The sequence below is a fragment of the Phyllobacterium sp. 22552 genome (genome assembly GCF_052044585.1).
Lineage (GTDB): Bacteria > Pseudomonadota > Alphaproteobacteria > Rhizobiales > Rhizobiaceae > Phyllobacterium > Phyllobacterium ifriqiyense.
Genome location: NZ_JBQENG010000005.1, coordinates 49,278 through 74,191, shown reverse-complemented (window position 1 = coordinate 74,191; position 24,914 = coordinate 49,278). Strand labels below are relative to the sequence as shown.

The 24,914-nt window shown below is 53.2% G+C and carries 22 protein-coding genes; 3 read left to right on the top strand and 19 right to left on the bottom strand.

Features of this window, described 5'->3' with window-relative positions; translation table 11 throughout:
• Position 1 precedes the first annotated feature (1 nt).
• From ACTJI9_RS13360 to ACTJI9_RS13340, 5 genes are read right to left on the bottom strand one after another with little or no spacing between them, the layout of a single operon-like run.
• Positions 2 to 982, bottom strand: coding sequence for a branched-chain amino acid ABC transporter permease (locus tag ACTJI9_RS13360; RefSeq protein ID WP_115053378.1), 981 nt, complete (start codon positions 980 to 982; stop codon positions 2 to 4).
• A 1-nt stretch (position 983) separates the two neighbouring features.
• Entirely contained in the window at positions 984 to 1,871 is an 888-nt protein-coding gene (locus ACTJI9_RS13355; RefSeq protein ID WP_115053379.1) for a branched-chain amino acid ABC transporter permease, read from the bottom strand.
• 1 nt (position 1,872) lies between these two features.
• On the bottom strand, positions 1,873 to 2,583 hold the full coding sequence (locus ACTJI9_RS13350; RefSeq protein WP_115053380.1) for an ABC transporter ATP-binding protein: 711 nt from the start codon (positions 2,581 to 2,583) through the stop codon (positions 1,873 to 1,875).
• Complete coding sequence (locus ACTJI9_RS13345) at positions 2,576 to 3,394, bottom strand: ABC transporter ATP-binding protein (RefSeq protein ID WP_307275531.1); 819 nt, start codon at positions 3,392 to 3,394, stop codon at positions 2,576 to 2,578. The genes ACTJI9_RS13350 and ACTJI9_RS13345 overlap by 8 nt, the downstream gene beginning before the upstream one ends.
• A 5-nt stretch (positions 3,395 to 3,399) precedes the next feature.
• The gene (locus ACTJI9_RS13340) at positions 3,400 to 4,605 is read right to left on the bottom strand and encodes an ABC transporter substrate-binding protein (protein WP_115053809.1); all 1,206 of its coding nucleotides are present in this window, start codon (positions 4,603 to 4,605) and stop codon (positions 3,400 to 3,402) included.
• A gap of 298 nt (positions 4,606 to 4,903) precedes the next feature.
• Here ACTJI9_RS13340 and ACTJI9_RS13335 point away from each other — a divergent pair, with 298 nt between their 5' ends.
• Positions 4,904 to 5,821 carry a LysR family transcriptional regulator gene (locus ACTJI9_RS13335; protein ID WP_115053382.1) on the top strand — a complete coding sequence of 306 codons (918 nt, stop codon included), beginning with the start codon at positions 4,904 to 4,906 and terminating at the stop codon, positions 5,819 to 5,821.
• Here the strand turns inward: ACTJI9_RS13335 and ACTJI9_RS13330 are convergent.
• A complete protein-coding gene (locus ACTJI9_RS13330; RefSeq protein WP_440808558.1) occupies positions 5,805 to 6,926 on the bottom strand; it encodes an NAD(P)/FAD-dependent oxidoreductase in 1,122 nt (373 codons plus the stop codon). The two genes, ACTJI9_RS13335 and ACTJI9_RS13330, sit on opposite strands and share 17 nt — an antisense overlap.
• Before the next feature lie 9 nt (positions 6,927 to 6,935).
• Positions 6,936 to 8,000 (bottom strand): agmatinase, encoded by a 1,065-nt coding sequence (gene speB / locus ACTJI9_RS13325; protein WP_440808556.1) that lies wholly within the window; start codon positions 7,998 to 8,000, stop codon positions 6,936 to 6,938.
• 175 nt (positions 8,001 to 8,175) lie between these two features.
• On the opposite strand from speB, the gene ACTJI9_RS13320 reads away from it, so the two are divergent.
• On the top strand, positions 8,176 to 9,351 hold the full coding sequence (locus tag ACTJI9_RS13320) for an aminotransferase (protein WP_440808892.1): 1,176 nt from the start codon (positions 8,176 to 8,178) through the stop codon (positions 9,349 to 9,351).
• Here the strand turns inward: ACTJI9_RS13320 and ggt are convergent.
• From ggt to ACTJI9_RS13290, 6 genes are all read right to left on the bottom strand, one after another.
• Positions 9,348 to 11,078, bottom strand: coding sequence for a gamma-glutamyltransferase (ggt, locus tag ACTJI9_RS13315; protein ID WP_440808889.1), 1,731 nt, complete (start codon positions 11,076 to 11,078; stop codon positions 9,348 to 9,350). The two genes, ACTJI9_RS13320 and ggt, sit on opposite strands and share 4 nt — an antisense overlap.
• A 107-nt stretch (positions 11,079 to 11,185) precedes the next feature.
• Complete coding sequence (locus ACTJI9_RS13310; RefSeq protein ID WP_440808554.1) at positions 11,186 to 11,917, bottom strand: glutathione S-transferase; 732 nt, start codon at positions 11,915 to 11,917, stop codon at positions 11,186 to 11,188.
• A gap of 59 nt (positions 11,918 to 11,976) precedes the next feature.
• Positions 11,977 to 12,945 (bottom strand): ABC transporter permease, encoded by a 969-nt coding sequence (locus ACTJI9_RS13305; RefSeq protein WP_115053385.1) that lies wholly within the window; start codon positions 12,943 to 12,945, stop codon positions 11,977 to 11,979.
• Between the two features lie 2 nt (positions 12,946 to 12,947).
• A complete protein-coding gene (locus ACTJI9_RS13300) occupies positions 12,948 to 14,468 on the bottom strand; it encodes a sugar ABC transporter ATP-binding protein (protein ID WP_440808887.1) in 1,521 nt (506 codons plus the stop codon).
• Positions 14,469 to 14,561: 93 nt separating this feature from the next.
• Complete coding sequence (locus ACTJI9_RS13295) at positions 14,562 to 15,518, bottom strand: ABC transporter substrate-binding protein (RefSeq protein WP_336442201.1); 957 nt, start codon at positions 15,516 to 15,518, stop codon at positions 14,562 to 14,564.
• A gap of 115 nt (positions 15,519 to 15,633) precedes the next feature.
• A complete protein-coding gene (locus ACTJI9_RS13290; protein ID WP_440808552.1) occupies positions 15,634 to 16,620 on the bottom strand; it encodes an aldo/keto reductase in 987 nt (328 codons plus the stop codon).
• Between the two features lie 122 nt (positions 16,621 to 16,742).
• Here ACTJI9_RS13290 and ACTJI9_RS13285 point away from each other — a divergent pair, with 122 nt between their 5' ends.
• Complete coding sequence (locus tag ACTJI9_RS13285; protein WP_336442162.1) at positions 16,743 to 17,648, top strand: GntR family transcriptional regulator; 906 nt, start codon at positions 16,743 to 16,745, stop codon at positions 17,646 to 17,648.
• Here ACTJI9_RS13285 and ACTJI9_RS13280 read toward each other — a convergent pair whose 3' ends face one another.
• The 6 genes from ACTJI9_RS13280 to ACTJI9_RS13255 all read right to left on the bottom strand — a co-directional run bounded on the left by ACTJI9_RS13280 (position 17,649) and on the right by ACTJI9_RS13255 (position 24,883).
• Positions 17,649 to 19,955, bottom strand: a complete 2,307-nt coding sequence (locus tag ACTJI9_RS13280) for a Tex family protein (RefSeq protein WP_440808550.1) — start codon at positions 19,953 to 19,955, stop codon at positions 17,649 to 17,651.
• A 78-nt stretch (positions 19,956 to 20,033) separates the two neighbouring features.
• On the bottom strand, positions 20,034 to 21,173 hold the full coding sequence (locus ACTJI9_RS13275) for a Gfo/Idh/MocA family protein (protein WP_336442164.1): 1,140 nt from the start codon (positions 21,171 to 21,173) through the stop codon (positions 20,034 to 20,036).
• A 31-nt stretch (positions 21,174 to 21,204) separates the two neighbouring features.
• Positions 21,205 to 21,951, bottom strand: coding sequence for a sugar phosphate isomerase/epimerase family protein (locus tag ACTJI9_RS13270; protein ID WP_440808548.1), 747 nt, complete (start codon positions 21,949 to 21,951; stop codon positions 21,205 to 21,207).
• Positions 21,952 to 21,996: 45 nt separating this feature from the next.
• Positions 21,997 to 23,094 carry an ABC transporter ATP-binding protein gene (locus ACTJI9_RS13265; protein ID WP_115053391.1) on the bottom strand — a complete coding sequence of 366 codons (1,098 nt, stop codon included), beginning with the start codon at positions 23,092 to 23,094 and terminating at the stop codon, positions 21,997 to 21,999.
• A complete protein-coding gene (locus ACTJI9_RS13260; protein WP_115053392.1) occupies positions 23,091 to 23,993 on the bottom strand; it encodes a carbohydrate ABC transporter permease in 903 nt (300 codons plus the stop codon). Before ACTJI9_RS13260 ends, ACTJI9_RS13265 begins: the two co-directional genes overlap by 4 nt.
• On the bottom strand, positions 23,990 to 24,883 hold the full coding sequence (locus tag ACTJI9_RS13255; RefSeq protein ID WP_307275504.1) for a carbohydrate ABC transporter permease: 894 nt from the start codon (positions 24,881 to 24,883) through the stop codon (positions 23,990 to 23,992). The genes ACTJI9_RS13260 and ACTJI9_RS13255 overlap by 4 nt, the downstream gene beginning before the upstream one ends.
• Positions 24,884 to 24,914: the final 31 nt, after the last annotated feature.

Below are 24,914 nucleotides of genomic sequence, written 5' to 3'. Positions count from 1 at the left end.
ATCAGTTTTCCGACTTGCCTTCCAGCCTTTTGCCGAAACGCGAAGCATACAGCTCACCGATAATCCCGCGGCGGAACACGAGGACACATATCATGAAGATGATGCCGGTGATTACGGTGACTGGGAATTCGGAAGTTGCCAGATAGTTCTCAAGCGCCGAGATGAGGGCAGCACCAAATACCGGGCCGACCAAAGTACCTATCCCACCAAGCAGGGTCATGAGCACCACTTCACCCGACATTTGCCAGCTGACATCGGTCAGTGTTGCGAACTGAAAAACAATCGCCTTGATGCCGCCTGCCAGCCCCGTGAGCGCCGCTGACATGACAAAAGCTGCCAATTTATATCGAGCGACAGAATAACCAAGCGAGATGGCGCGAGGCTCATTCTCCCGGACTGATTTGAGGATCATGCCGAATGGTGAATTGATGATGCGCCAGATGATGAACATGCCCAATAAAAAGACGGCAAGCACGAAGAAATACATATTCAGCGACTGGTTCAAATCGATGAAGCCGAACAGATGGCCGCGCGGCACGCCCTGAATGCCGTCTTCGCCGTGTGTAAATGATGCCTGCAGACAGAAGAAGAAGAACATCTGCGAGAGGGCGAGGGTGATCATCGTGGAGTAGATGCCCTGACGCCTGATGGCGAAAAAGCCGATAATCAAACCTAGAAACGCAGCCCCTGCAACGCCAACGAGAATACCCAGTTCGGGCGAAAATCCCCACTCCTTCACCGAATGGGCAGTGAAATAGGCAGCGCCGCCAAAGAAGGCGGCGTGGCCGAACGAAAGAATGCCGGTATAGCCAAGAAGGAGATTAAAAGCGCATGCAAACAGAGCAAAGCACAGCACCTTCATCAGGAAAACTGGATAGAAAAAGAAGGGCGCAAGCACGAGAAGCGCAATGCCTGCAACGATCAGCGTAACTTCCAACGACAGATTTTTTTGTCTTGGTGCGGTGAGGGCGGATTGTGTCATGTCACGCATCCTTTCCGAAAAGACCTGCGGGACGCACAAGCAGCACGATTGCCATGATCACGAAGATGACGATGTTGGAGGCTTCCGGGTAGAAGACCTTTGTCAGCCCCTCCAATATGCCGAGCATATAGCCGGTTATGATGGCGCCCAATATGGAGCCCATGCCGCCAACGACAACAACCGCGAACACGATGATGATCAGGTTTGATCCCATGAGCGGACTGACCTGATAGATTGGTGCCGCCAATATTCCGGCAAGACCGGCAAGCCCAGCGCCAAGGCCATAGGTAAAGGTGAGCAGCAAAGGAACATTGATACCGAATGCGCGGACCAGCGTTGGATTTTCTGTCGCCGCCCGCAGCTGTGAGCCCAGTCGGGTCTTCTCAATGAGCAGCCACGTTCCAAGGCAAACAACCAAGGATGCCAGCACCACAAAGCCACGATATTTCGGCAGGAACATGAAGCCGAGATTATAACCACCTGTCAGAGCGCTTGGAACGGCATAGGGCTGACCTGCTGCGCCATAATAATAGCGGAACATGCCTTCCAGAACGAGCGCGAGGCCGAAGGTGAACAGCAAGCCATAGAGGTGGTCGAGATTATAAAGACGCGAGAGTGCGACGCGCTCGATGAATGCACCAGCGAACCCGACAATAATGGGAGCCAGTATCAAAGCTGGCCAATAACCAATGCCGAGTTCTGCAAGAAGCAGGTAACCAACGAATGCGCCGATCATATATTGCGCGCCATGAGCAAAATTGATGACGCGCAGGAGGCCGAAAATGATCGCCAGTCCAAGGCTGAGCATTGCATAGAAGGAGCCGTTGATGAGGCCGATCAACAATTGCCCGAGAAAAGCCTGAAGGGGTACCCCAAAGATCATTGTCATTTCAAACTCCCAATGCTTCGTTGAGCATGGTCATGCGATCCGGTAATTCCTGAACCGGAAAATTGTCGATGATCTTTCCGTGATCAACAACGTAAAAACGATCAGCTACCTTGCTGGCAAAACGGAAGTTCTGCTCAACGAGCAAAACTGTCATTCCCCTCTGCTTCAAGGTAACGAGCACCTCGCCTATGCGTTGAATGATGACGGGCGCGAGGCCTTCGGTTGGTTCGTCAAGCAAGATCAGTTTTACACCGGTGCGCAGAATGCGCGCTATTGCCAGCATCTGCTGTTCGCCGCCGGAAAGCTTGGTGCCGGGGCTGTTGCGGCGCTCTTTAAGGTTTGGAAAGAGATCGTAAATCTCTTCGATCGACATCCCGCCATTGGCAACGACGGGCGGAAGACTCAAATTCTCGTCAACCGATAGCGTTGCGAAGATGCCGCGTTCTTCCGGCACAAAACCAATACCGGCATGCGCTGCGCGATGAAGCGGCACGCGCATCATGTCCTTGCCGTCGAAAGTAATCGTGCCCGTGCGCTTGCGTATGATGCCCATGATTGAACGCAAGGTCGTCGTTTTGCCAACGCCGTTGCGTCCCAGCAGGGTTACGGTCTCGCCCTGATGAATATCGAGATCAATGCCATGCAACGCATGACCTTCACCGTACCAGGCATGAAGATTGCGGACTGTGAGAAGAGGTTTTTTGTCAGTCATGCTCGGTCCCCATATAGGCAACGCGCACGCGCTCATCCTGGCTGACAGTCTTGTAATCGCCTGAAGTCAGTATTTCGCCGCGCTGAAGCACGGTGACCTGATCGCAAAGATCCGCGACGACTTTCAAATTATGCTCAACCATAAGAATGGCGCGGTCCTTGGCGACCTCGCGAATAATATCGGAAACGATGTGCACATCCTCATGGCCCATGCCCGCCATTGGCTCATCAAGCAGCAGCACTTTCGGGTCAAGCGCTAGTGTCGTTGCGATTTCAAGAACTCGTTTACGGCCATAGGAAAGATCTGCCGCAAGCCTGTTGCGCGCATCTGTCAAACCAACCGCATCGATAAGTTCGTTGGCGCGCTCGTTCAATTTGTTCAGGGCGCTCATCGGAAGCCAGAATTGCGTCGATAGATGTCCTGGCCGCTGCAATGCGACACGAACATTATCCAATACGGTCAGATGCGGAAAGACGGCCGATATCTGAAAAGAACGCACCAATCCCATGCGCGCCACACGTGCCGGATCGGTTTTCGTTATATCATGATCAAGCAGCATGATGGTGCCGCTCGAGGGCTGCAAAAACTTTGTCAAAAGATTGAAGACCGTGGTTTTGCCAGCTCCGTTTGGTCCGATCAAGGCATGGACTTTGGCATGATGGACATCAAGGTCAACATTGTTGACAGCAATAAATCCACCGAAATCACGGCGCAGGCCACGGGCGGAAAGAACCACCCGTGACGTCTGATTATCGGGTGTGCCGGGAGAGGATTGTCCTCCCCCGAACGCAGTTGCGGCAGAACTGGTCATGCTTGCTACTTGACCAGATTGCAGCCGCTTTCGGCTGGTTTGATATAGGCTTCGTCGCCTGGTACCGTGGCCAGAACCTTGTAATAATCCCAAGGTGCCTTGCTTTCGTCCGGCTTCTTGACTTCCATCAAATACACATCGCTGATCAGGCGGCCATTCGCGCCGACCTTCGCGCCCCGTCCGAATACGTCATCGACCGGCATTTCATGCATCGCGGCAGCGACTTTTTCCGTATCGTCCGTCCCTGCCTTCTGGATGGCCTTGAGATATTGCGTTACGCCGGAATAGGTGGCGGCGTGAATCATATTGGGCATGCGGCCGGTGCGGTCGAAGAACTTCTTGCCGAAAGCACGCGATTCATCATCACGATCCCAATAGAAGCTTTCGGTCAGGGTCAGGCCCTGCGCCGCTTCGAGGCCGAGACCGTGAACTTCCGCCAGTGTAAACAGCAGGGCTGCGAGGCGCTGGCCGCCTGCAACAATGCCGAATTCAGCAGCTTGCTTGATGGCATTGGCAGTATCAAGACCGGCATTTGCGAGGCCGATGACTTTTGCGCCCGAGGACTGCGCCTGGAGAAGGAATGAGGAATAATCACTGGTTGCCAAAGGATGGCGGACCGAACCCACGACCTTGCCGCCCTTGGAGGTAACATATTTGCTCGTCTGTTCTTCCAGCGAATAGCCGAATGCATAGTCAGCTGTCAGGAAAAACCAGCTATCACCGCCAGCGCCCACGAGCGCGCCGCCAGTGCCAACGGCCAGCGCGTGCGTATCATAAGCCCAGTGGAAGCCGTAAGGTGAGCATTGCTTGCCTGTCAGTTCTGCAGTTGCAGCACCGGTAACCAGATCGATCTTCTTTTTCTCTTTGGAGATGCCCTGAACGGCGAGAGCCACCGAGGAGGTTGTCAATTCCATAATGGAATCGACCTGCTCTGTATCGTACCACTGGCGGGCAATATTAGAAGCAATATCGGCTTTGTTCTGGTGATCCGCTGAAATGATCTCAATTGGTGCATCAAGAACCTTGCCACCAAAATCTTCAGCCGCCATCTTCGCAGCTTCAAACGACCATTTGCCGCCGAAATCCGCATAGACGCCGGACTGATCATTCAGAATGCCGATCTTGACCTTGCCATCGGAAATTTCGGCGCTGGCTGCCGGAATCACTGTAGCTGCCATCAAAGCAGCGGTTACGACGGTTAAAAGCTTCATTCTTCTCTCCTCCCAAAGATTAATTGTCTGGCTGGGCATCAAATGATGACCGCCATTGGTGAACTGGATATAATTGTCATGTGCTGATCGCGAACCAGCGATTAGCTCGCCTTCGCTTGGTAGTTCCCTCCCTCGATCCAGCCCATTCTTGCTGAACATTCTTCTTCCCATGATTGCGCCGTTTCTCCCGACCGGCAACCATGTTGTTGAAAAAAGTCTAGCATTGACAAATAAGTACACAAACATCTAATTTTGCACATATTCCGTACAAAAATGTACATGAAGGCTTTGCACACAAATGCGACAGTTCACATGGGATGATCTCCAGTATTTTCTGGCTGTCGCCCGCACCGGCCAATTGACCACAGCAGCGCGGCGTCTGCGGACAAATCACGTGACCGTTTCGCGCCGGATCGAGCGATTGGAAGAGGCGCTGTCGGCCCGCCTGTTTGAGCGAAATCCGCGCGGCTATATTGTTACCGCGCTTGGGGAAAAACTGATTGAATCTGCGGAGGTCATGGAGCGCGAAGCAGAGCGTTTTCAGAATGAAGCATCGGGAGGAACTGTATCACTTAGCGGTGTGGTCCGGCTGAGCATCCTTGAGGGGTTCGCCAATTTCTTTCTGGCAGACCGTTTGCCGCTGATGACACAATCATACCCGGGGCTATCCGTGGAAATGGTGACAATCCAGCAGATCGTATCCTTGTCGCGGCGTGAAGCGGACCTATCAATAACGCTCAACGCCAGCCGGACAGGACGCTATCATCAAGAAAAGCTGATGCCATATCGATTGTTCGTCTACGGTTCGGCAGACTACCTGGCGCGGCACGCAACAATCAAACGACAGGCGGATCTCTCAGAACACCGATTTATCGGTTATATTGAGGACATGATATTTACGCCCGGTCTCGATTATATGCGCGAGATACTTCCGGGTTTGCGTGCATCCTATCAAAGCTCTAGCATTTTCGCCCAGCTTAGCGCGGCGCGCACCGGTTTTGGCTTGTGTATTTTGCCTTATTACATTGCTTGCAACTATCCCGAACTCGTTCCGGTCCTTCCCAAGGAATTGCACCTCAATCGCGACTATTGGCTCATTTGTCATGAGGATATTGTAGGTACGCCGCGCATCAGAGTGTTGAGCAATTTCATTAAATCTGAACTCGAAAGCCAAGCCGCCGATTTTGCCGGTCAGCCGCTTATGGATGGCTCGTAAAACGAGCCGGCGACAGGCGTGAAAGCAGGGGTTCCACATTGGCGTCGGGAGCACGTCCCCGGATCAAAGCTGCTGCAAGCGCCGACAAGGCAGGCGAAGTCTGGATACCGTAACCGCCTTGTCCTGCAAGCCAAAAGAAGTCATCCACCGTATCATCAAAACCCGCGACAGGAGTCCTGTCCGGCGCAAAGGTGCGTAGGCCTGCCCAGCTACGCTCGACCCGATTGACTGGAACGGTGACAGCCTGCTCGAAGCGATAGAGACCTTCGGCGAGGATCATATCGTCAACATAGGCATCATGCGGCTCGACGGGAATTTCGTCGGCGGGCGAGACAAACATGCGTCCGCCATCGGGCTTCAGATACCAGGCTTCGTTGACATCATCGACAAGCGGCCAATTGCGGGTGTCGTGACCATCGGGCGCTGGTAGAACTGCAATCGAGCGGCGCAGCGGCGTTAGCCCAAGAGGCTTGGCGCCAAATATTGAGGCTGTCAGATCTGCCCAGGCACCAGCGGCGTTGATAATGATCCGGGCGCTGAAAACCTTGTCGGATGCATTGACGATCCAGCCACCGGCAACGCGATTGGCGCTGGTGACTTCGGTATTGGTAAAAAGTCGGACGCCCAGCGCCGATGCCTTGCGCAACCAGCCCTGATGAAGAGCGTTGACGTCGATATCTTGTGCATCCTCTTGATAAGCGGCGGCTTTGACGTAGTCGCGACTGAGGATGGGTACCAGAGAAAGCGCTTTGTCGACAGAAATAGCTTCTACGCCAATGCCGTCTCGGACAAATTCTTCGCATGTCGCGACGCCATCTTCATCGGCGACCGTCAATGATCCCCGCGCTGTCAGCAATGGTTCGGGAAAAAGGCCCGTGTCTCGATGGTGAAACATCGGTGCACTGGCTCGGTTTAGCCCACGAATGACTTCATTGCCATAATTTGGAATGAAGATTGCCGCCGACCGTCCGGTAGAATGATATCCGGCCTGACTTTCGCGCTCTACGACAACAACACTGTGCGTGTCAGCCAAGGCGGCCGCGACACCAGCGCCAGCAATGCCTGCGCCGATTACAAGGACGTCGGTCTCAATAGTTTCACTCATCATTGTCTCTTACTTGTTTTGCTTTTGCACAAATGGACTGAAAACCATCAGACTCAGGATTTCGAACAGCACTTGTGCGCCCGCATGTGCAGTGTTGGTGGTAGCGTCATATTGCGGAGCGACCTCAACCACATCGCCTCCCACGAGATTAATGCCTTTAAACCCTCGAATGAGTTCGAGCACTTCCCGAGTCGTCAAACCACCAACTTCCGGCGTCCCGGTGCCCGGCGCAAAACTTGGATCAAGACTATCAATATCGAATGACAGATAGGTCGGGCCATCGCCGATTATGGCCCTGGCCTTTTCGATGATTGCCGGGATGCCCAGTCCGGTGACTTCTTCCGCATGAATGACGGTCATGCCGGACTCATAGGAAAACTCCCACAAATACTCGGCAGAGCCACGAATGCCGATCTGGATTGTTCTTGTTGGGTCAAGGACCCCATCCAGAACCGCATTGCGGAATGGACCGCCATGATGGAATTTGGTCTGGTCGAACGCGCCACCCGTATCACAATGCGCATCGATATGGATCATCCCGACAGGGCCATTCTTGCCGACGGCTTTCAGGATAGGGTGGCTGATCGAATGATCGCCGCCGACAGCCAGCGGCAGGACACCGGCATCAACAATCTGGTTGAAGCGCCGTTCAATATCATCATGGCTTTGCTCCAACCTGTAACGGCTGGCAAATGGCACATCGCCAATATCGGCGACGCGAAGGTCGAACACCGGTGCGCATTCCAGAACGTGATTATATGGGCCAATACGCTCGATCGTGCGAACAGCACGCGGGCCGAAACGCGAACCAGGACGATTGGTTACGCCAAGGTCCATCGGCACGCCGACAATGGCTACCTGGAGATTGCCAAAGTCAGGATTAACGGCGTCAACCGGCATATAAGGTGCCGTGAGAAATGTCGGTATACCCGCATAGGGTGCAAGGCGAGTGCCGCTCTTGGAAAATATTTTGTCAGCTACTTTCCGGAATCGTTCATCAAACAACTCACCGCCATGGCTCTCGCCATATTTGGCGCGCAACTCGCTCAGTTTGTTTTCATCCCACGATGGCATAATGCTGGCTTCCCGAAATGTTCATGTCGTTGCAGAATGGTCAGCACACCCTAAAGTGGCAGGGAAATCAATCATCATTCTGTGAACAGGTCATGCGAAATGGTCACAGATGACTTCAATCCGATTGGCTATTAAGAACTTGCTGGACGTGGAAGAAGCGATACAGGAACGAATGATGACTGCTGCAATGCTCAATACCCTTGTAACCCGCCTATCGCCGCCGCCGATACCGGCAGTTCAAGCCTGGGGAAAGTCCTATGATGGCAGCCAGGGTTCGCTGATTGATTTATCGCAAGCTGTCCCGGGCTATCCGGCGCATGAGAAGATGCTGCAATGGCTTGGCGAAGCCGCATCCTCATTGGCTTACACCAATTACGGTCCCATCGAGGGCGAAACAATATTACGCGAAGCCTATGCCACTCATGTGTCCGAGATCTATGACGCAAAAATCAGTGCCGACAATATTCATATCACATCGGGCTGCAATCAGGCCTTTGTCTGTGCTTCCATGGTTGCCGCTTCTGCAGGCCATACCATTCTTGTGACCGATCCATTTTATTTCAATCACGAGACGACTTTGGCGATGCTTGGCATCAAAACAGGCAAAGTGAATTGCACTGCGTCGGAGGGTTTTGTTCCCACTATCGACGACATCAAGATGGCGATGACGCCGGATGTTCGTGCACTTGCTCTTGTAACGCCGAACAATCCGACGGGAGCGATTTATCCTGCCGACAGGCTGCAGGTGATCTTTGATTTTTGCAGGGACGCTGGCATTTGGCTCATTCTTGACGAGACCTATCGGGATTTTTTGCCAGATGGCGCCGGTGCCCCGCATGGCTTGTTTGCTACAGCAGATTGGCAGGAAAATCTGATCGAGCTCTACAGTTTTTCCAAATCCTTTTGCATCCCCGGACATAGGCTGGGCGCAATAGTGGCAGGTGGGGCAGTGGTCGAGCAAATTGCCAAAATCATGGATAATTTACAGATATGTCCGCCCCGAGCCCCACAAGCTGCTCTCGCTCGCGCCTTGCCTGCATTGACGGAATGGCGCGCAGGAAACCGTCTGGAAATTGAAGTGCGGGCAAAAGCTCTTCGCGACGTGATGGCCGAGCTGGACGGATGGGCGCTGGAATCGATAGGCGCCTATTTCGCATTTGTCAGGCACCCATTCGATGGCATGGCGTCAGAGATGGTGGCAGAACAATTGGCAAAACGTGCTGGAATCCTCGCCATTCCAGGTGAGTATTTTGGCGAAAGGCAAACCCCATTTCTGCGGTTTGCCTTCGCCAATGCCGATGCTCAAACCATCCGCGAGCTGCGGGGAAGGTTGGCTGGATTTGGGCTCTAGTAGCCGCGCGCTGAACCGGAACCGGAACGGCTGTCCATGGCCCCATTATATCGGGCGCCACTGCCCTTGGTAATTTCACCAAGGCTCTTGCCGCCGACAAGAATGCCTGCAGCCTGTCCCCAAATGGTCCAGTCCTGATCGATTCCGACATTATGACCCATTTCCGTCAGAATTTTCATCGTATCGCCGGAAAGCGCGTAAGGCTCCATATAGACCCGGTCAGGCAACCACTGGTGATGAATGCGCGGCGCATCTATTGCCTCTTGTATGTCCATCCCGTGATCAATCACATTGATGATCGCTTCGAGCGTAATAGTGATAATGCGCGCGCCGCCGGGACTGCCAATGACCATAAAGGGCTTGCCATCCTTGGAGATGATTGTCGGACTCATTGAAGAAAGAGGCGTCTTCTTCGGTTGAATCGCATTGGCTTCGCCCTGCACCAACCCGTAAAGATTTGGAACGCCGGGCTTAGAGGTGAAATCGTCCATTTCATTGTTAAGCAATATGCCAGTGCCAGCAGCAACAACACCTGCGCCGAATGAACCGTTCAGGGTATAAGTCACGGCAACGGCGTTGCCCTCATCATCGACAATCGAATAATGCGTCGTCTCTGTACTTTCGCCGAATCCCTTTGGTGTCAGCTCTTTCGACACGCCGGCTTTATAGGGGCTGATCTTGTCACGGATATCTTTGGCGTATTTTTTATCCAAAAGTTTGGAGACGGGATTATCAACGAAATCAGGGTCGCCAAGCGATGCGTTGCGATCCACATAGGCGTAGCGCATTGCTTCTATCATGGCATGAACCGTTTCGGCGGAACCGTAACCCAGATATCCAAGAGGGTAGTTTTCAAGGATATTCAGTATCTCGCAGATGATGACACCACCTGAACTCGGCGGCGGCGAAGAGACAATATCATAACCGCGATAATTGCATTTCACAGGTTCAAGCTCGCGAACCTTGTACTGTTCAAAATCGGCCTTGGCCAAAACGCCGCCACCGGCCCCGCTCGCTTTGACAATGGCATCTGCAATGGGACCTTTGTAGAATGCATCGGAGCCTTTATCGGAAATCGCTGCAAGCGTTGCGGCTAAATCAGCTTGAACCAATGTTTCGCCGATCGCATAAGGCTTCGCGTCCGCCTTCAGGAATATTGCAGCCGCGGCCGGATCGGTGGATAGTTTCTTGGTGCCATTTTGTAGCGATGCGATGTCACCTTGGTCGAGCACAAAGCCATCGCGAGCAAAGCGTATAGCTGGCCCGATAAGTTCCTCGCGCGATTTCGTACCATATTTCTCCCGGGCCATTTCAAAGCCGGCGACAGATCCGGGCACGCCCACAGCCAGATAGCCATTTGTGCTTCGACCTTTGACGATGTTGCCCTGATCGTCGAGATACATGGTCTTGGTTGCTGCAAGCGGAGCCCGTTCACGGAAGTCGAGGAAAGTGGTCTTCCCATCCTTCAGACGGATCGTCATAAAGCCACCGCCGCCAATATTACCGGCCGTTGGATAAACCACAGCCAGAGCATACCCGACTGCGACTGCGGCATCGACAGCGTTTCCGCCGCTCTTGAGGACTTCGACGCCGACTTCGGATGCAAGGTGCTGAGCTGTGACCACCATTCCATGTTCTGCTGCAACAGGATCCGGCGATGCGGCATAAATCTGCGTCACAGGTGCAAGAGCCAGCCCGAGCGCTGTGACAAAGACTCCTGCCTTCATGAAACGAGTATCCATGACTTCCTCCTATGATTTGAGTGAAGTCAGTGGAGCCTCTTCAGCGGATCAAGTCCAGCGTAAATTGGAAGGCAATTATAAATATAGCGCCCTTATGCGCTCTGATCGAGCTCCGGGTAATGTCTGAAAATGCCGGATGTATTGAAGTCGAGGCGACGTTCCGAACGGAGATAAGCCTTGATATTGGGCCGATTGCCGACCGTGTCATGCAAAGCCTGTAAAGCCGGATAATCTTTGGCCAGATTTGCCGTGGCTCTGGGGAAAGCATAACGAAGTCCCTCGAAAATCTGGAACAGGGAAATATCGACATAGCTCAGTGATTTGCCGATCGTGTGAGTCTTGCCATCAGGATTCCGGTGCAGAACCCGATCGAAGTAATCCAGGAATTTAGGCATGCGATGTTCGATAAAGTCTTTGGAGCGCAGTTTGGCTGCCTCTTTCTGATCTTCATAATATTGCGTTGTGGCGATGGGATGGTGCGTATCATGCACCTCCGCGACAAAGTCCGTTATGGTCAGCTGCAGTCCATTTGCGAATATACGCTGGTTTTCATCGCTGGGGGCGAGGTTGAGTTTAGGCCCGAGATAAAACAGGATATTCGCGACATGCGATATGATCAGGTCGCCATCTTTCAGAAAAGGTGGCGCAAAGGGCAGGTGGCGTTCACTCTTGCTTTTGAGCACCTTCATCATCGCGTCAATGCCCCGCTCGGGACCATCCTCGCGCGCGATGTCGATATAATCGGCTCCCGCGTCCTCCAGCGCGAGCCGGATAAATTCACCTCGTCCTTGTAACCCGTCCCAATAATATAGCTCGTAGGGCATAAGCGTCTCCTGCTGCTTCCGTTTTTCCATTTGAGCATGGGAATGTGGCAGAGAGCGACTTATTTCCTCCGGCGGCGCAACTGGTCAAAATAGACGATCACTATGATCAGTACGCCTGTGATAACCCGTTGCCAGAACGAATTGACGTTGAGGAGATTGGCGCCGTTGTTAATGGTGGCAAGGATGAAGGCTCCAAGCAATGGACCTTGAACAGATCCTACAGCTCCAAAAAGACTCGTGCCGCCGATGACGGATGAGGCAATGGCTTGCAGCTCCCAGCCTTCCGCCTGCGTAGGGTTGCCAACTCCGATGCGCGTAGCAAGCAGAATGCCGACGAAGGAAGCGCAAACGGCTGACAGAGTATAGGCAAGGTAGATGGTGCGATTGACGTTTACGCCGGAGAGACGGGAAGCTTCGGCGTTTGACCCAACTGAAAAGAGATATCTGCCCCAACGCGTGTGCTGAAGCAGTATATAGGCAGGGATACCCACGAGGATAACCATCCAAAACAGGTTTGGAACTCCCAGAAAATCATTTCGCGAGAAGTTTGTGAACTCGTCATTATTGATGGAAATGGTTGCACCATTGGTAATCAAAAGACCGATTCCGCGAAGCGATGTGAGTGTTGCCAGAGTGATGATGAAGGGTGGCAACCCCATCTTTACAATGCCGAACCCATGGAAGAGCCCGATGCCAAGACCAATGCCAAGGGTAATGAGCACGGCTGCCCAGATTGGAAATCCATTGGCCAGAAGCAATGCAACAATTGTGCTGGCAAAGCCCGCGATTGCGCCAACAGATAGGTCTATCCCGCCGGTGATGATGACAAAGGTCTGACCCACTGCGAGGATCGCAATCATGGCGCCTTGGCGCAGCAAATTGGCAATGTTGTTTGTCGTCCAGAAGGTCGTGGTTGACAGGCCGAGGATGAGCCATAGAACAAGCAGGAGAGCGAGTAATGTCAGCCCGAAGAGGATGTTGTACCGCTTCTTGGGTGAAATAACTGGTTCCTTGGTATCAACACTCATGATCAGGACTCTCCGGATAAAATTGGGTTGGCCGGGGCCGAACCAAGCGCTTTTGTTAGAATATCTTCATGGCTGGCGGATTTGAATTGATGGGATGCAACCATCTCGCCGCGCCGGAAAACATGAAGTTTATCAGCCAGTTCATAGACTTCCGGCAAATATGAAGAAATCAGGATGATCCCGGCTCCTTGCGATAGCAACGCCGAGAAAAGGCGATAAATCTCAGCCTTGGTGCCGACATCGACACCGACCGTGGGTTCGTCAAAGATGAAGAGCTTTGCACCGTGATTAAGCCATTTGCCAATGACGATCTTTTGCTGATTGCCGCCTGAAAGGCTTGCAGCACTTGCACTGCGTGTCGATGTCTTGATGCGCAGGTCGGCGATTTGGCGATCCGCCTGGGCTGACTCCTTGCTCTTTGATATAATTCCGCCACGGCTAAGTTTCGGATAAACCGGCAGGTTGAGATTCAGGCTTACAGGAAGTGACAGGCAAAGCCCCTGATCCCTGCGGCTTTCCGGGGCGAGCGCGATGCCGAGCTTGATCGCATCCTTCTCGCGGCGAATATCGACCTCCTCGCCTTTCCACAAAATTGAGCCGGAGGACTTTGGATGCCGACCAAAGACAGTGGTGACAAACTCGCTGCGCCCCGCGCCGATCAATCCATAGAGACCGACAATTTCGCCTTCCCGAACAGTCAGCGATATATTTTCGAAGCCTTTGCCGGAGAGATTTCGGGTTTCCAGGATGGGTTTGCCGAACTCGAAACCATCCTTGTGATAAATCTGCTCGATGGAGCGATTGATCATCATGGCAATCAGTTCGTTTTCATTAGTGTCGGCGATGTCTCGCGTACCTACCAAGGTTCCGTCCCGTAATACCGACACCCGGTCGGCAAGTTCAAAGACTTCTTCCATCCGGTGGCTGATATAAACAATGGTTACGCCATTTGCCTGCATGCGCCGGATGAGGGCAAAAAGCTGCATACCCTCTTTTCGTGTCAGATAGGCAGTAGGCTCATCAAATATGAGAAAACGCGCGCCTCTTGTCGCCGCACGTGCCGTTGCAATCAATTGCTGCTGGCCGATTGTCAAATCACTGAGCGTGGCATGTGCGGGAAGGTCGAAGCCGAGATCGTCAAGAATCTTCTGTGCGTCCCGCACCATGTTTCGATGTCTAAGCAGCCCGAAACGCAGATGTTCTTCACCCAGAAAAATATTGGCGGCAACGCTGAGATGCGGACAAAGAACAACTTCCTGGTGCACGGCATTAATGCCATGCTTGATAGCTTCGATAGGGGTGCCCAATGCCACGGGTTCGCCGCGCCAGTAAACATCGCCGCCCGTGCGCGGAATGACGCCGGTTAAAAGCTTTATGAGGGTTGATTTGCCTGCGCCATTTTCGCCAACAATGGCATGTATTTCACCGGCCTTAAAAGCTAGGTCGGTCGGTTTCAGGGCATGCGTACCAAAATACTGCTTTTCCAGCCCTTTAAGTTCAAGGATAGGTGAATCGGCCGCCATGATCGCAGCGGTTGCATGTGTTCCGTTGCCGGACTGTGATGCAAAGTTCTGAGTTTCCATGGCAGCCTCTTCGATTGGAGAGCAGAATTCCGATTAATCAAGCTTCGGATTCAGCAGCTCCTGCGCGCGTGGCTCGCTCATGTTCGCCTTGGTGATCAGATTGGCACCCGTGTCGACATTGGCTTCGACTTTCTCGCCCTTTGAAGCAGCGAGCGCAGTTTTTACGCCGTCATAACCCATGCGAAATGGATCCTGGACTACCAGAGCGTAAAGCACGCCATCGCTGAGGAATTTCACCAGCTTTTCATCACTGTCAAAGGCGATGACCTTGATCTTGTCCTGGGCCTTGTTTTCGGCAATCGCCTGGCCTGCGCCCTGACCCATGATCAGGTTGGATGCAAAAATTCCACGTAGTTCAGGATTGGCGGTGATCAGGTCGGTTGTGATATTCAGGCCTGTTGTTGCCTGACCATCTGCAACCTTATCTGCTACCAGCTTGAGCCCTGGATATTTTGCCGCCAATTGCTCTTTAAAGCCCTTGGCCCGTTGATCCAGCGAACCAACGCCGGGAAGAGCGGTGATGATTGCAACATCGCCTTCTGCCTTGCCGTATTTTTCAGTGATTGCAGCAGCCAGACCATCGGCAGCGACACGGCCACCTTCAACATTGTCAGTCGTCAGGAACGATGTGAAAGCCTTGGAGTCCGCAGCAGAGTCGATCCCGATGATCTTTACCGATTTTGCTGCCTCGTCAATCGGCTTGCCAAGTGCTTTAAACTCTGTTGGCGAAATCACAATTGCTGCCGGTGAGCCGGAAACTGCATTCTCCAAAATGGATATCTGGCCGTTAATATCCGACTCAGCCTGCGCTCCGAGTTCTGGAACTTTAACGCCGAGATCTTTGCCAGCTTTGCGTGCTCCGGCCAGAACGATCTGCCAATAAAAGGACGTCGTGTCTTTAACGATGATAGGAATGGTGACGTCCTGCGCCCGCACAGGTGCTACACCCATCATGCCCGCCATGATCGCAACGCTGGTTACGCCAAGCATGGTTCTACGATTTATGCTTTTTCCAAAAAGTATCATTTCAGGTTCCTCTCCAAGCGCCTTTCTTGTTTGATTGTCGTTAGGGCTGTGGCGCACTCAACCCCGCTTTGTAGCCATTCTACTTGATTGTGAACTGTTCCACTTCAGCAAAAAATGCCTCGGGTATCGTCACATTCAAAAGATCCATGTTTCTGGTCAGACTAGCAGCTTTGGCGGTTCCGATAAGAACATTCGCAACGACAGTCTCACGCAGAGGAAATTGCATCGCGGCAGCAGCGAGCGGGATGGAATGAGATTTGGCAACGGCCTCCATGGACCGGACACGACTCAAAATATCTTCCGACGCTGGCCCATAATCAAAATTGGCTCCCGGCACCGGCCCTGTTGCCAATATGCCGGAATTGAACACGCCCCCAATGACCAGGGAAATCTTCTTCTTGCGGCATTCTTCCAGCAATCCGCGTTCCGCCGAACGATCCAGAAGCGAGTAGCGTCCGGCCAAAAGGATGCAGTCTATATCGCTTTGTGCGATCACATCCATGCACACCTCAACCTCATTTACCCCAAGGCCGTAAGCGGAAATTGCGCCTGACGATTTCAGCTCTTGCAATGCCCTCATGCCGCTATCCAGAAGTTGCTTCTGATAGACCGCATTCTTTTCAGGACCGTGGGTATATGCGCCGATGTCATGCACATAGAGAATATCTATGCGGTTCAGCCCAAGACGGGCAAAGCTGAACTCGAAAGACCGCATGATACCGTCATAGCTATAATCATAGTCGACGGCGAAGGGCAGGGGATTGACGTAGGAATGGTCCGGGATTTGGTTGTCGGGCGCTGGCCTGAGCAAACGTCCAACTTTCGTTGAAAGCACATAGCTGTCGCGTGGTTTCGAGCGCAGGAAATCACCTGTGCGGCGCTCCGAAAGACCAAAGCCGTAAAATGGTGCGGTATCGAAGTAGCGCATACCCGCATCCCATGCCGTTTGCAGTGCTGCAATGGCATCGTCGCGGGGGCATTCTCTATACAAGCCACCTATCGCCGCGCCCCCAAATCCAAATTGGGTTAAGGCCAGCGGCGTTGCACCTATTGTACGAATTTCCAAGCGTTCCTCCCAGACACGCAAAGTCTATATTGTCTTTTATCGACAAAAAACCTTTGCAGTCAATCGTTCTTGTGCCTAAATAATTTAGGGAACGCTTGTTTTGGCAAGCGGGGAGGGGCGGGATGTCAAAACAGAATACGGTTTTCAAGGAAGGCTACAATAGATGTCTTCATCTGTTGCGCGATGTGGAAACTGTGCCATCCGAATCCGAGCTTGGCGCGAGACTGGGCATAAGTCGAACAACCGTGCGGGCTATCCTTAAAAAGCTGGCGGAGTCCGGCCTGGTTGAAATGGAAAAGCCGGGCAAGGCCGTGCTGCGTAAACCCAGGCCCAAAGATTACTTTCCCGAGGATCAAACGGATTCCCTTTCCGAAATTATCGAACGTAGTTTCATGAAAAGGATTCTTGCCGGTGGCGCGCAGCCGGGCATGCAAATTAATGAACTCGAGCTTGCACGTGACATCGGGGTAGGCACATCGAGCGTTCGCGAGTTTCTTATACGCTTCAGTCGATTTGGGCTGATCGAAAAACGCAAGAACAGCCATTGGATATTGAAAGGCTTTACGCGGGCCTTTGCGCTGGAGCTGTTTGAAGTTCGTGAAGTGTTCGAGCTCAGGTCGGCAGTTGCATTTACCAAGCTGCCAGATGATCACCCGGCGCGAGGAAAACTTGATGATCTGGAACTTGAGCACCGAACGCTTCTAAGCGAAATTGATAGCCGGTATACCGAATTTTCCGAACTCGATGAGCGTTTTCACAGGTTGATCCATTCGGCTTCTCACAACCGCTTTGTGGATGATTTCTACGATATTATCGCGATTGTTTTCCACTACCATTATCAGTGGAACAAATTGCACGCGCAGCAGCGCAACACCCGCGCTCTTGAAGAACATTTAGATTATATTGATGCTCTTCGCTCCCGAGACCAATCCAGGGTCAACAAAGCGTGCCGCGCGCATTTGAAGTCCGCGCGCGACACATTGCTTCAATCCATAATGCCGAAGGAAAGGGAGCAGGAGCCGGGATGATTATTTTTTGCGCATAGCATCTGCCAATGCCGCACCGAAAGCGCCCTGCGATGCAGGGATTTGCGGCTTGGGCGATGGTTTGCGGAGCTGAGAAGCATTGTCCGATGAATGTGGCTTTCTGGGACCTTCATTGCCGCCGCCATCTTTGCGCATCGTCAGGCTGATGCGATTGCGTTTGGGATCGACATCGACAACGCGGACTTTGACAACATCCCCCGCTTTGACGATCTCGTGGGCATCCTTGACAAACCTGTCGGCCAATTGGGAAAGGTGCACGAGGCCGTCCTGATGGACGCCAATATCGACAAAAGCGCCGAATGCGGCGACGTTGGTCACTGTCCCTTCGAGCAACATGCCGGGCTTCAAGTCTTTGATGTTGTCAATGCCATCAGCAAAAGCAGCCGTCTTGAACTCCGGTCGGGGATCGCGACCGGGTTTTTCCAGCTCAGCAATAATATCGCGAATGGTGGGCAGACCAAAGCGCTCATCAACGAAGACCCGCGGATCAAGCGCTTTCAAAGCGGTACTGTCATTCATCAATGAGCGCACATCCCTCCCGCAGGCGCTGACGATTTTCTTTGCAACTCCATAAGCTTCCGGATGAACGGCAGATGCATCAAGCGGCTCGCTGCCGTCGCTGATACGCAAAAATCCCGCGCATTGCTCAAAAGCCCGGGGTCCGAGCCGCGCAACTTTTAGAAGTTCGCGGCGGGTTTTAAACGGACCGGTTTGATCGCGGTGAGCGATAATAGCTTCCGCGAGCGACGCGCCCAAACCGGAAATACGCGCCAGCAATGATGCTGATGCGGTATTGAGATCGACACCGACAGCATTGACGGCATCTTCGACGACGCCTTCGAGCGACCGCGCGAGGCGATATTGGTCAACATCGTGTTGATACTGTCCAACACCAATGGATTTCGGCTCGATCTTGACCAGTTCGGCAAGTGGATCTTGCAGGCGCCGGGCGATGGATACGGCGCCGCGTAACGAAACGTCCAGCGTGGGAAACTCGGCAGCGGCGGTGGCGGAGGCTGAATAAACGGAAGCGCCAGCCTCGCTGACAATGACCTTCAACGGCTTTGGTGCAGGCATGTCACCGAGCATATCGGCGACGAGTTTTTCGGTTTCGCGACTGCCTGTTCCATTGCCAATGGCGATGAGTTCGACCTTGTGCTTCGTGACCAGTCTCGCCAGTTCGGTTTGCGTGCCTCTTACATCATTGCGCGGCGGAAACGGATAGACGGTCGCCGTATCGAGAAGCTTCCCCGTGCCATCAATGACTGCAACCTTTACGCCCGTGCGAATGCCAGGGTCGAGACCCATTGTTGCCCGCGACCCTGCCGGCGCTGCCAGCAGCAGATCCTTGAGGTTTCGGGCAAATACGCGAATTGCTTCTTCTTCGGAACGCTCGCGCAAGGCCGTCATCAGATCGACGGAGAGGTTGAGAGAAAGCCTGATGCGCCATGTCCAGCGCACGACATCCATCAGCCATGTGTCTGCTGCACCATTTCCTGAAATCGAATAGGCTTCGGCAATCATCCGCTCCACGGGCTTGATTGCTGACGTATCATCGGCATCAATCTCGATATCGAGGGAAAGCACCTCTTCATTGCGACCGCGCAACATGGCAAGTGCGCGATGGCTGGGCGTGGTTGCCCAACGTTCGAAATGATTGAAGTAGTCAGAAAACTTTGCGCCAGCCTCTTGCTTGCCGTCCACAACCTTCGCACGCAGTACTGCTCTATCTTTCATGTAATTGCGCAAGCGACCGATAAGGTCGGCATTTTCGGAAAACTTCTCGACAAGAATATCGCGTGCGCCATCAAGAGCGGCTTTAACATCAGCAACGTCCGAGGTGAGGAAGTTCTTCGCGATTTCCAGCGGAATTGTCCGTCGATCAGATATGATGGCTTCCGCCAAAGGCCCAAGACCTCTCTCGCGGGCAATCTCTGCCTTTGTTCGCCGCTTGGGCTTATATGGCAGATAGATATCTTCCAGTTCGGCTTTGGTGATCGCTGCGGTGATCTTGCCTTCCAGCTCCGGTGTAAGCTTTCCCTGACTTTGGATTTCGTTGATGATCGTGTCACGACGCGCTTCCAGTTCGCGCAGGTAGATCAACCGCTCGTCGAGGGTACGCAACTGTGTATCGTCAAGTCCGCCGGTCACTTCCTTACGATAGCGTGCAATGAAAGGAACCGTAGCTCCGCCGTCCAGCAGCTCTATCGCGGCATTTACCTGATCAGGACGCGCATTGATTTCGGCCGCGATAAGACGGGGGATGCTGGCAGTATTGGTAACAGTCACGTTGTATCCATAAAATCATGATCGGGCGACCAACATAGTGGCGCCCGACCATGACCGCAATCGCTTGGGAGCGATGGTTTATTGCTTTTTCAACAGCGATTTGGCTTCCTTGATGCCCAATGCTTCAGGACGCGAACAGCTTGTTTTGATATCGATAAATTTCTTTTCCTCACCCGATCTGAGGATCGAAACCATGACGTCGACACCATGCAGTGCGCGCTCCAGCGAACAGCGGATGTCCCGGTCTTCGAGGATTGCCACGGCCATATCGGCAAGACCTGCGGTGCGATAATTCGCCATCATTCCTTGGGAGTGTTTCTGATTGGGCGTACCCAGAGGATGAGCCCAAGCCTTGACCGCCTTGGCTTTCTTGCCCGGCTTTGCAAGTTTTACCTCGCCGCCGAAGAAGTTCGGATCTGGGAGGAACAACGACCCATCCGTGCCATAAAGTTCCATATTGGGGTGGTTATGCGCCCAAACATCCCAGCTTGCCGACAAGGTAATGGATGCGCCGCTTTCGAATTCAAGCAATGCCTGAATTGTCGTCGGTGTTGTTACGTCGATTTTTTCGCCAGCGCGCGGTGCGCTTGAGATCGTGCGCGTCGGACTGGCCATTGACGTGAGTGCAGCAACACGACGTACCGGTCCTATAAGATTGATGAGGTTGGCGATGTAGTATGGACCCAGATCGAGAATCGGCCCGCCACCCGGGCGGAAGAAAAAGTCGGGGTTTGGATGCCAATGCTCCATTCCATGACTCATGACATGGGCCGTCCCGGAAGTTATCGTGCCCACTTGTCCGTCATCCACCAGTTTACGCGCAAGCTGATGCGCGCCGCCGAGAAACGTATCGGGAGCGCACCCGGCTTTGAGGTTTTTCCTGGCGGCAAGTTTTTGAAGCTCCAATCCGTCGTTCAATGAAAGCGTCAAAGGTTTCTCTGAATAGAGATGCTTGCCTGCCGACAATATTTGCTTGGATACGTCAAAATGCGCGTCGGGAATGGTCAGGTTTACGACGAGATCAATATCTTCGCTTTCAAGCAATGCATCGATGCTCCGTGCCTCGACGCCAAATTCGGAAGCCCGGGCCGTTGCTGCTGCTTCGTTGATGTCGGCAACAGCGCGAATTTCGATGCCTTTGAACAGGGGGGCCAATTTGAGATAGGCCGCAGAAATATTCCCCGAACCGATAATGCCGACGCCTAGTGTTTTGGCCATTTTCTTGGTCTTTCTTCCTGGTGCCTAAACTTTAAAGTGCTTTAACAGTGGCGATAGACCGGCGGGCAAATCGCTCATCATCCGCCGGCTTGTCGTGTTCCATCACGAAATATTTGACGGGTGTTGCCTTCAACGCGGCTATCAAAGCTTTCCAGTCAACGGTCCCGTGTCCGACATCGGACCAGCCATCCTCGCTCGTATTTTCTCCGGCTGGTGCGATGTCCTTGACATGCACGGCACCGACGCGAGAGCCATAATTCTTGATCCATTCAAAGGGATCACCGCCGCCACGTATGATCCAGGCGATATCTGCCTCCCAGCCTATGCTCGGCGCAGCATCAAAGATCAGCTTCTGGGGAATGGAGCCATCAGCAAGGGCCACGAATTCGAAATCGTGATTGTGCCAACCGAAGGTAAAGCCAGCCTTGCTATAAACACTATGGGCGGCTTCAAGCCGCTGCCCGAACGCCGACCAGCCGGCAGCATCCACAGGTCGCTGTTCTACAGCCAGATACGGACAATAGATCGCTTTGATGCCAAGCGTCTCAGCGATGTCGATCACCTGTTGCGGATCGCTTTCAAGCAAATCAATGCTGAAATGTCCTGTTGGCATTGAGAGGCCATTTGCATCCAGCGCCGCCTTGGTAGCCTCCACGTCGGTATAGACGCCACCATAGCCTTCAACCTGCGCATACCCAAGGCGCTTCAACATTTCCAACGTCTTTTCAAGTGGCGGAAACTCGCGGGAACTGTAGAGCTGGTAAGAAAAATCGGTCATTATATTCTCCGTAATTTATGTCGTCTTGGGATTAGGGTCAGGGCCCTAGACACGGTTTTCGGTCGTGGCATCGAACAGCGAAGCCATAGCGGGATTGAAGTTGAGGTGGACCTTTTCGCCCGGCAAATAGCGCCGGCTGGAATCAACGCGCACGGATATCGGCTTGCCGGCAACTGTCAGCCAAACCAAGCTGTCGGCCCCCATTGGTTCGTCGAGATCAACCGTCGCTTCACAGGACAATCCTGCCGGGCCGGGTTTGTCATTGATCGTGATATGCTCTGGCCGGAAACCAAAAATAACGTCCCGCTCATTTGTCAGCGGTTCCTGCGCATCGTATGTGGCCAGCGAGACTGTGAGATCGGCTGCCGTGAAGGCTTTATCTTGGTTCGCCCCGGTAATTTTACCTCTTAGAAAGTTCATCGCAGGCGAACCGATGAAACTTGCAACAAAGAGATTGCGCGGCTTGTTGTAGATGGTCAGCGGCTCATCGAGCTGCTGGATCAATCCGCCTTTCATGACCGCAATGCGATCGGCAAGGGTCAATGCCTCGATCTGATCATGGGTTACATAGATCATCGTGTTGGCAAGCTTGTGGTGCAGGCGTTTGATCTCCACACGCAGCTCGGAGCGCAGCTTGGCGTCAAGATTGGAGAGCGGCTCATCGAACAGGAACACATCGACATCGCGTACAAGCGCACGTCCTATGGCTACGCGTTGGCGCTGCCCGCCGGAAAGGGCGGCAGGCTTTCGTTGCAATAGTGGTTCCAATTGCAAAATATCGGCTGCATTGGCGATGCGCTGCTGGATTTGGGCCTTTGGCAGCCCGGCGACACGCAAACCGAAGGAAAGATTTTTCTCGACAGTCATTTGGGGATAAAGCGCATAGGACTGAAACACCATGCCGATGCCACGGTCCTTCGGCTCCTCCCACGTTACGTTCTTGCCTTTAATGAATATTTGCCCTTCCGAGATATCGAGCAAACCCGCAATGCAATTGAGCAGGGTTGATTTTCCGCATCCGGACGGGCCGAGCAATACGAGGAATTCGCCATCGGCCACCTCAATATTGAGGTCCTTCAGAACATTGACCGAGCCGAAGCTGACAGACAGATCCTTGATTGAAACACTGTGCACGGTAATCACCCTTTAACAGCGCCAGCGGCTATGCCCCTGACGAAGTATTTGCCTGAGAAAAAGTAGACCAGGAGCGGAACGGCGCCGGTCAAAATGGTGGCCGCCATGTTGACGTTGTATTCCTTCACGCCCTGCGTCGAGTTGACGATGTTGTTCAGTTGCACGGTCATGGGAATGTTCTTGGAGCCTGCAAAAATGACTCCGAGGAGGAAGTCATTCCAGATACCGGTGACCTGTATGATGACCGCAACAATGAAAATCGGAGCTGAGAGCGGCACCATGATCTGGAAGAAAATACGCCAGAAACCGGCGCCGTCGACACGTGCGGCCTTGAACAGTTCGGTGGGGAGAGAAGCGAAGTAATTGCGGAATAGGAGCGTTAGAATCGGCATGCCGAAAATGGTGTGGATCACGATGATGCCGGTCAGTGTCCCGAAGATTCGCAGCTCACGCGTAATAATAACGAGCGGATAGAGCATTACCTGATAGGGTATGAAGGCCCCGAAGAGCAGGACGCTGAAGAATATTTCAGACCCCTTGAAACGCCAATTCGCCAGCGCATAACCGTTTACGGACGCAATCAGAATTGAAATGATCACGCTCGGGATAAGGATCTGGACCGAATTCCAGAACCCGACTTTCAGACCTTCGCAGTAGAGGCCGGTGCAGGCGCTCGTCCATGCTGTGCTCCAGGGCTGGAACGTGATTTCAACGGGCGGCGAGAAAATATTGCCAAGCCGAATTTCGGGCATGCCTTTCAGCGAAGTGACGATCATTACGTAGAGCGGCAGCACGTAATACAGCGCGGCGACCGCCAGGACTCCGTAGATCATGATCTTCGCTGGAGTGAATGTTCGTGTCGGCCGCCTGCCGTGCGGTTCGGTAGATATGGTATTGATCGCGGTCATTTGCGTTTTCCTCCGCGATATTCCATCAGAGCCCAGGGAATGATGATGATGAGAACGGTGGTCAGCATGATCGTAGAGGCAGCCAGACCCTGTCCGAGATTGGCGCGCCGGAACATGAACTCGTAGACATATTTGGCCGGCACCTCACTGGCGTTGCCGGGTCCCCCGCCTGTCAGAGCGACGACGAGATCATAGACGCGTACAATTCCGGTTGAGACCAGCACTATGGTTGTGATGAAAACAGGACGCATCATGGGAATGACAATGAAAAGATATGTCTTCCAGATGGGGATGCCGTCCACGCGTGAGGCTTTCCAGATATCCTCATCAATCCCTCGCAGACCCGCCAGCATAAGCGCCATAACGAGGCCCGTACCATGCCAGAGACCGGCAATAACGACGGCGTAGATGGCAAAGCGCTGATCATTGAGAATTGAGAAAGTGAAGGTTTCAAATCCCAGATCGCGAACCACGCGCTGTATGCCGAATGTGGGTGTGAGAATCCACTGCCAGACAAGGCCCGTGACAATGAATGACAGGGCGTAGGGATAAAGGAAAACAGTTCGAAAGGCCCCCTCAAAGCGGATTTTCTGATCCATGAGGGCAGCAAGAATGAAGCCGATCACAGTCGAAAACACGAGGGTAAACACGCCGAATATGCCGAGGTTTATAGCCGAAACATTCCAGCGAGGCGTGTTGAAGAGCCGCGTATATTGATCAAATCCAACGAATGTGAGCTCGGGAAGAGATCGCGAGGACGTAAACGACAGCACGACCGTCCACAAAGTGCAACCAATGAAGACAATAAGAACCGTCGCAATCATTGGCACGGCTGCGACCTTGGCATTCAAGTTCTTGAAAAGAGTGTTGGGGCGCGCTGCGTGACTCATTATTTTCTCCGTCAGGCCGGGCCGCTCACTG